Origin of the sequence: Bacteroides sp. ET489, assembly GCF_030518095.1 — a bacterium.
Lineage (GTDB): Bacteria > Bacteroidota > Bacteroidia > Bacteroidales > Bacteroidaceae > Bacteroides > Bacteroides ndongoniae.
Genome location: NZ_JAULLJ010000063.1, coordinates 1 through 7,733, shown reverse-complemented (window position 1 = coordinate 7,733; position 7,733 = coordinate 1). Strand labels below are relative to the sequence as shown.

The 7,733-nt window shown below is 50.0% G+C and carries 5 protein-coding genes; 3 read left to right on the top strand and 2 right to left on the bottom strand.

From position 1 onward, the window contains the following. Positions 1-4: 4 nt before the first annotated feature. Positions 5-2,407 (bottom strand): TonB-dependent receptor, encoded by a 2,403-nt coding sequence (locus tag Q3C19_RS17355; protein ID WP_302731023.1) that lies wholly within the window; start codon positions 2,405-2,407, stop codon positions 5-7. Positions 2,408-2,645: 238 nt separating this feature from the next. Next, the gene (locus Q3C19_RS17350) at positions 2,646-3,611 is read right to left on the bottom strand and encodes a transporter (RefSeq protein WP_302731021.1); all 966 of its coding nucleotides are present in this window, start codon (positions 3,609-3,611) and stop codon (positions 2,646-2,648) included. Between the two features lie 165 nt (positions 3,612-3,776). Between Q3C19_RS17350 and Q3C19_RS17345 the strand changes: the two genes are divergently transcribed. The 3 genes from Q3C19_RS17345 (at position 3,777) to dnaA (ending at position 7,660) form a co-directional block, all read left to right on the top strand. Then, positions 3,777-5,003, top strand: a complete 1,227-nt coding sequence (locus tag Q3C19_RS17345) for an N-acetylmuramoyl-L-alanine amidase (protein ID WP_022163941.1) — start codon at positions 3,777-3,779, stop codon at positions 5,001-5,003. Between the two features lie 16 nt (positions 5,004-5,019). Further along, complete coding sequence (locus Q3C19_RS17340; protein ID WP_022163940.1) at positions 5,020-5,913, top strand: MlaD family protein; 894 nt, start codon at positions 5,020-5,022, stop codon at positions 5,911-5,913. Positions 5,914-6,265: 352 nt separating this feature from the next. Next, the gene (gene dnaA, locus Q3C19_RS17335; RefSeq protein WP_022163939.1) at positions 6,266-7,660 is read left to right on the top strand and encodes a chromosomal replication initiator protein DnaA; all 1,395 of its coding nucleotides are present in this window, start codon (positions 6,266-6,268) and stop codon (positions 7,658-7,660) included. Positions 7,661-7,733 lie beyond the last annotated feature (73 nt).

Genomic DNA, 7,733 nt, shown 5'->3' with positions numbered 1-7,733 from the left:
GTTGTCAGAACTCAAGCGTTACACCCAGTGTAGGCAGCAGGGTGCCGCTTTCCTGTTTCAGATACTTCATTTTGTAACGTTGTTCGGAAGTAGGTGCCGACGGATTCTCTATCACACCCGTGCTCATGATGACGTCGGGTTGCTTCAGCTTGTTGCCGGTGATGTTCTGGATGTCAAGGTAGAGGCCTAACATACAGTGGCGGAAGTAGAATGACTTATCCACACGCACGTCCAGCTGGGCAAACGAGGGCAGCCGTTCGGTGTTGTAGCGGCTGTAGTCGTAGTAGGGTTGTCCTTTGGCATCCCAGGCCTCGACGAGCGAGGACTTGTCTTCGTCGTAAGGCGTGTAGGGCGAACCACCGATGTAGCTCAGCTTGCCTCCGATGCTCCAGCGGCGAGGCAGGTTGTAGGTGCTGCTTAGGTTCAGGATGAAGCGGTTGTCCCAGGCCGAGGGAATGTAGGCATCGTTCTGTCCGTTGCGGTATTCGCTTTTGAAGAGGGTGAACGAAGAGACTACATTGAAGCGACCGGGCACTTGCCAGCGGAACATGGTCTCCACACCATAGGCGCGGCCTTGGGCGGTGGAGGTCAGGGCTTCGTTGCCCACTACACCGTAGTCGTTGCCCTTGCACAGCAGGGGAATATCGTCGGTCAGCGAATAAGGTATCTGTCCGTAACGCTTGAAGAAGCCTTCGACCGACACCATGAAGCGGTCTTGCAGATGCCAGTCTACACCAAGAGCCGTTTCGCCTACCTGCATGTATTTTAATTGCTTGTTGACATAGGCACCGTCGTTGTCTTTATATCCCATCGAGGTGTAGGGCGGTAACTGGTAGTACAATCCGGCGTTGGCGCTCAGGCTCCATTGGTCGGTCAGGTTGTACGAGGCCGACAGCCGGGGCGAGAACTGCTTCCACAGTTGTTTCATGTCGCTATTGTAGTTGCTGCCGTCCATGCGCACGCCTGCCGAGAGGGAGAAACGCTTGTCGGGCGTGGTATAGTTGCCGGTGACGAAAGCACCGAAGCTGAAGATGCGCAGCCAGGTGTCGTATGTCAGCAGCTGTGCGGCGTTGGTGTAGAATCGTTGGCGCGAGTCGTTGCTGTAGGTGATGTGGTTCAGTTCGGCTCCGGCTTTCAGGGTCCACAGGTTCAGGTTGGTTTGGTTCTCGAAGCGGAGGGTTGTCTTTTGCTCGATGGAACGCAGGCGCAGCGTCAGGTTATCTTCCGACGAGTTGTCGTTGTTGCGATACTTCAGGTTGCGGTTGTTCAGGTAGTTGTGGCTCAGGGTCAGGGTCTGTACGTGCTGGCCGCTGTAGTGCTTGTAGGTAGCACCCAGCGTGAAGGTCTCCTGATTGATGGTAGGCAGGTAGCTCAGCAGGTATTCGGCATCCTCGCCTTTCTCGTCGGTATTCAGCTTCATCTTGTCGATGCCCACCAGACCGAGCAAGGTCAGCTCGTCGTGGTCGGAGAAGCGGGTCTTCACCTTGAACTGTCCGTCGATGAAGTTGGGCAGGAAGGGCAGCCCCAGCACTTTGAACAGCATTTGCAGGTACGACTGCCGTGCCGAGAAGAGGTAAGTGGTGCGTTTGCTCAGGTGTCCGGCACCGCTGAGCGAGACTTCCGAGGCACCTAGTGTGGCCTTGAACGTCTGCTTGTCGGGGTTGCCGTCTTTCAGCTGGAAGTCGAGCACCGAACTGAGGGCTCCCGAGCGGTTGGCGGGGAAAGCACCGGTGTAGAAGGTAATCTCACGTATCAGGTCGGCGTTGACAATGCTGACGGGGCCGCCCGAAGCGCCTTGTGTGGCAAAGTGGTTGATGTTGGGTATCTCGATGCCGTCCATGTAGAAACGGTTTTCCGAGGGCGAACCGCCTCGCACAATGAGGTCGTTGCGGTAGCCGATAGGCGAGAACGACACACCGGGATAGGCACGCACGATGCGCGACACGTCGCGGTTGGCTCCCGGACTTTTCTCAATCTCCTGCAAGCCGATGATGCGCATTCCCACGGGACTTTCGATGCTTTTGCGGAAGGGCGAGGGTTTGACGACGACGGCATCGAGCAGGTTGGCATCTTCTTCCATCTCGATTTCGACGAAGGGAGTCGATGCCGATACAATGTATTCGGGGGTAAGCACCGTCAGGTAGCCGATGCACGAAGCTTGCAGGCAGTAGATGCCCGGCGGCACCTGTTCGATGCGGAACATGCCGAGTGAGTCGGTCGATGCGCCTTTTCCTGGCAGACCGTTGACGAAGACGTTGGCGTAGGCTACGGGTTGGCGCGACTTCTTGTCGATTACTTTACCGCTGACTGGGTAGGACACATTGCGCTGCTGGGGAGCGGCGGATAAAGAACTGGCGCACAGGTACAGGCCGGCAAGCAGTAGGACGATCCAAAGGTTTCTGGGCATGGCGTCAGAATTTTTGTGTATAGTTGTTTTCTACAAAGGTAACGGTTTTGTTTTATTTGCGGCACAAGGCGGTTCAAGAAATGAAAAGTCCCCCTTCAGAAGCCTTCTGGAGGGGGTGTTGAGAAACACTTGCACGGCTCGTGTTCGACACTTGTACGGCTCGCGAGCCACACTTGTGTTGTTCGCGAGCCGTGCAAGTGTCCCAGAAACGGGTTGCAGGCAATGTTTCGGAAGCCTTTCAGCAGGCTTGTTCTGCCTCTTCTTTTTTCCTCTTTTTCCAGAGCTGCCAGGAGTTGATGATGTTTTGCCACAGCACGTACGAGCCCGGACCTACCGACGACAATGGGTTCAGGTAGGTGTAGGCCATCCAGATGGCAAGCACGGTATTCTTCTGTCCCAATGCCTGTCCGCCGCTGATGCGTTCGTGGTAGTGTCCGCCTATGCGTTTGCCCAGATAGAACTGTACGCAACAGGTGATCAGTCCGGCAACGGCTATTAATATTTCTACAAAGACGGGTGCGTCACTGTTGACCAGCGAACGTACCGTCTGGCCCGAAACGATGGCCAGCGCTACGGCCCACAAGTAGAAGGCGGCATCGCGGAAGCCCAGCAGAATTTGGTGTACCTTCGGCACGAAAGCCCGCAGGAACCAGGCCAGGAAGAAAGGGCAGAGCAGCAACGGGAACACCTTGCCCAATATCTTCAGGAAAGCCGAAAAGAAGCTGATGTCGGCATGAGGCTCGACCAGCGGAAAGACCAGCGGCACGGCAACGGCAGCCAGCAGATTGGAGAGCAGCGTATACGTAGTCAGGCTTGAAGCACTTCCACCCAACTTGCCGGTGATAACAGCAGCGGCAGTGGCCGTGGGGCAGATGAGGCAGACCATGGCACCCTCGAACACTTCGCGGTAGACTTCGTCCATCGGACAACAGATGAGCAGAGCCGCTACCGCCAGACACGACGCCGTCTGAAACAGCAGCAACCATCCGTGCCATGCTTTCGGCTTCAGTTCGTGCACTTCTACCTTACAGAAAGTAAGCAGCAGTTGGGCAAAAATCAGGAAAGGAGTCAGGAAGGCAATCATGCCATTTACCACAGGTTTGGTGGGGGCTAGTAGGGGCACTCTGGCAAGGATGAAATACCCTATCGTTCCTGCCAACATTGCAACGGGCAGTGTCCAGTTCTTTAAAAAGCGGATAATCATAGTGCTTGCATTTCGATTTTCGGACGGCAAAATTACTGCCAATTTGCGTAAATTGTTCTTTTATACCCGAAAAACTGTGCTAAAAAGCTGTCTTCCTGATAAAACTTAAGCGAAAGAGTGAGTTTTCTCCAAATTTCCACTACCTTTGCAAACGATAGTTTATATATGAACGCATATCGACGATACATATTATTTATAGGTATTTGCCTAAGCCTGTTGTTTTTCCCCTTCTGCATCGGCAATGCGGAAGCGAAGGATTTTGTGGTAGTGATTGATGCCGGACACGGTGGTCACGACCCCGGAGCCGTAGGGCGCATCTCCAAAGAGAAAAACATCAACCTGAATGTTGCCCTTAAGTTGGGCAAACTGATTCAGAAGAACTGTTCCGACGTCAAGGTGATCTATACCCGCAACCGTGATGTGTTTATCCCCCTCGACCGCCGTGCCGAGATAGCCAATAATGCCAAGGCGGATCTCTTCATTTCGATACACACCAATGCGCTGGCCAACAACCGCACCGCCAAGGGTGCTTCGACGTGGACGCTGGGTTTGGCCAAGTCGGATGCCAATCTGGAAGTGGCTAAACGTGAAAACTCCGTCATCCTGTACGAAAGCGACTATCAGACACGTTATGCGGGGTTCAATCCTAATTCTTCCGAGTCGTACATCATCTTCGAGTTCATGCAAGACAAATATATGTCGCAAAGTGTACATCTGGCATCGCTCGTGCAGAAGCAGTTCCGTAATACTTGCAAGCGCAGCGACCGTGGTGTGCACCAGGCCGGTTTTCTGGTGCTCAAGGCAAGTGCCATGCCCAGCATTCTGGTGGAACTGGGTTTCATTTCCACTCCCGAAGAAGAACGTTATCTGAATTCAGAAACTGGTGCTTCCTCGCTGGCAGAAGGCATCTATCGTGCCTTCCTTACATATAAGCGCGAACAGGAAATACGTCTGAACGGTACTTCGGATACCGTTGTACCCGAAGCGCAGCCGCAGCCCGCGGTTGAAAAGCCTGCACTGGATGCGGCAGCCGACTTGAAAGAGAAAGTAGAAGAACCGGCGCAGCATCGTCCACGTCCGCGGGAAGCCATGCAGCCCGAGAAAACCAAAAGCAACGGAATTGTGTTTAAAATACAGATACTGACATCTTCGAAGCTCCTGAACAAGAACGACAAGCGTTTGAAGGGGTTGAAAGATGTAGGACATTATAAAGAAAAAGGTCTGTATAAGTATACGTACGGTGATTCGCCGGATTATAATAAGGTGTTGCGTACCAAGCGCGCCATATCCGCGAAGTTTAAGGACGCCTTTATCATAGCCTTCCGCGACGGAGAAAAGATGGACGTCAATGCCGCTATTAAGGAATTCAAGCAAAATAGAAACAAAAAATAAGAAATCATCAAACGTCATGAAGTATATAACCAAAGAAGTCAGGATAGGTATTGCCGGTATTGCAGCGCTTTGCATATTGGTGTACGGCATCAATTATCTGAAAGGTATTCACATGTTCAAGCCGTCGAACTATTTTTATGTACAGTTTCAGAATATCAACGGACTGACTAAATCGAGCCCTGTCTTTGCCGACGGTTTCCGGGTGGGAATTGTGCGTGAGTTATATTACGATTACAATCAGGCTGGCAAGGTGGTGGCCGAAATCGATGTGGACCCTGAATTGCGTATTCCCAAGGGAAGTTCGGCTGAGTTGACTTCCGATATGCTGGGAGGCATCAAGATGACCCTGCTGTTGGCCAACAATCCGCGCGAGCGTCACGAAGTTGGTGATACCATTCCCGGACGGTTGAACAACGGCATAATGGAACAGGCTGCCGCCATGGTGCCGCAAATTGAGAAGATGTTGCCTAAGCTCGACTCCATATTGGCATCGTTGAATGCAGTATTGGCCGATCCGGCACTGCCTGCAACGCTGCACAATGTTCGCGATCTGACGGCCAGTATGGCTGTCACAAGTCGTCATCTGGAGACGCTGATGAGTAAGGATATTCCGCAACTGACTGGCAAACTGAATACCATTGGTGATAATTTTGCCCAAATCAGCAATAATCTGAAAGATATAGATTATGCGGCTGCCATGCAGCGTGTAGACTCTACGCTTGCCAACGTAAAAATGATTACAGACAAGTTGGGACGCACGGACAATACGGTAGGACTGTTGTTCAACGATCCGACCCTTTACAATAATTTGAGTGCCACTACGGCCAATGCAGCCAGTCTGTTGGAAGACCTGAAGGCGCATCCGAAGCGTTACGTTCACTTCTCCCTGTTTGGTAAGAAGGATAAGTGAAAAATAGTCACTATATAGATTTTGTCTAAATAGAGACGCTGCTTGCTCAGTATAAAACAGAAGCTCTGATATGCCTATAAAAGAACGCTAAACCCTTATTTACGGGTTTCTTTTCCGATAGTCGGATATACTGTCGGTAAGCATGTAAGTGTAATGATTATCAGAAAGTTGAATATAAACAATAGCCTCTTTGCGGAGGCTATTTTTATGCTTTTCTATAAGTGCCTGAAAGTAAAGTGTTTATTGTCCGATTGAAAAAAGCAAGAAAAAAGTGATTTGTTTTTCTCAAATAAGATTGCGAATTTTGCAATCGTAGAAGTTTCGCTTAATCAATAAATGTTTAGAAGCCGTTATGAGTGTAGTTGATCATGTCGGACTGTGGAACCGCTGTCTTGAAATTATCAGAGACAATGTTCCGGAGCAGACGTACAAAACCTGGTTCCTGCCTATTGTCCCGTTGAAATATGAGGACAAGACTTTGGTTGTACAGGTTCCCAGCCAGTTCTTTTATGAGTTTCTGGAAGACAAGTTTGTAGACTTGCTGAGAAAGACTCTATATAAAGTGATAGGTGAGGGGACAAAGCTGATGTATAATGTAATGGTAGACAGAAGTTCCCGTCCGCCTAAAACGGTGGAGCTGGAATCGACTCATCGTACCATTATTCCTCAGAAGCCTGTTGTAAACAAGCAGATTCCGCAGGTGCCTGTGTCCGACTTGGATCCACATCTGAATCCGGAGTATAATTTCGAGACTTTTATTGAGGGCGGAAGCAATAAGCTGTCGCGCAGCGTAGCCGAAGCAGTTGCACTCAATCCGGCTAAGACTATCTTTAATCCGTTGTTCTTCTACGGTGCGTCAGGAGTGGGAAAAACCCATCTGGCCAATGCCATTGGAACAAAGATTAAAGAACTGTATCCTGAAAAACGTGTGCTGTATGTGTCGGCTCATTTGTTTCAGGTGCAATACACTGATTCGGTGCGAAACAATACTACAAACGACTTTATAAACTTCTACCAGACAATTGATGTATTGATTATTGATGATATTCAGGAATTTGCCGGCGTTACCAAGACGCAGAACACTTTCTTCCATATCTTTAATCATCTGCATCAGAACGGCAAGCAATTGATTCTGACTTCCGATAGAGCGCCTGTGTTATTGCAGGGTATGGAGGAACGTCTGATAACCCGTTTTAAATGGGGAATGGTGGCGGAACTGGAAAAACCGACGGTTGAATTGCGGAAGGATATTCTGCGTAACAAAATTCATCGCGATGGCTTGAAGTTCCCGCCCGAAGTAATCGACTACATTGCAGAGAACGTAAGCGACAGTGTCCGTGATTTGGAGGGCATTGTGATTTCCATCATGGCGCACTCTACGATCTATAATAAGGAGATTGACTTGGAGTTGGCTCAGCGCATCGTTCGCAAAGTGGTGAATTGTGAAAGCAAGGCAGTTACGGTGGATGATATTATTACGACTGTTTGTCGCCACTTTAATCTGGATGCTTCTGTGATTCATACGAAGTCCAGAAAGCGTGAGGTGGTACAGGCGCGTCAAATAGCCATGTATCTGGCTAAGAAGAATACGGATTTCTCTACGGCGAAGATTGGTACGCTGATAGGTAATAAGGATCATGCAACCGTGCTTCATGCCTGCAAGACGATAAAGGAACTGACGGAAGTAGATAAGTCTTTCCGTGCTGAAATCGATGAAATACAGGCAGACTTGAAACGAGGAAACTGATTGAAACGAAATATTCTTGATTCTTAATAAATTAATTCCCGCAAATTGCGATGAAAGTTATTGAAACTGTCTA

Bases quoted from the DNA above. Each gene is read 5' to 3' on its own strand.
- Q3C19_RS17345 (WP_022163941.1), top strand. From the start codon at position 3,777: ATGAACGCATATCGACGATACATATTATTTATAGGTATTTGCCTAAGC.
- dnaA (WP_022163939.1), top strand. From the start codon at position 6,266: ATGAGTGTAGTTGATCATGTCGGACTGTGGAACCGCTGTCTTGAAATT.
- Q3C19_RS17355 (WP_302731023.1), bottom strand. From the start codon at position 2,407: ATGCCCAGAAACCTTTGGATCGTCCTACTGCTTGCCGGCCTGTACCTG.
- Q3C19_RS17350 (WP_302731021.1), bottom strand. From the start codon at position 3,611: ATGATTATCCGCTTTTTAAAGAACTGGACACTGCCCGTTGCAATGTTG.
- Q3C19_RS17340 (WP_022163940.1), top strand. From the start codon at position 5,020: ATGAAGTATATAACCAAAGAAGTCAGGATAGGTATTGCCGGTATTGCA.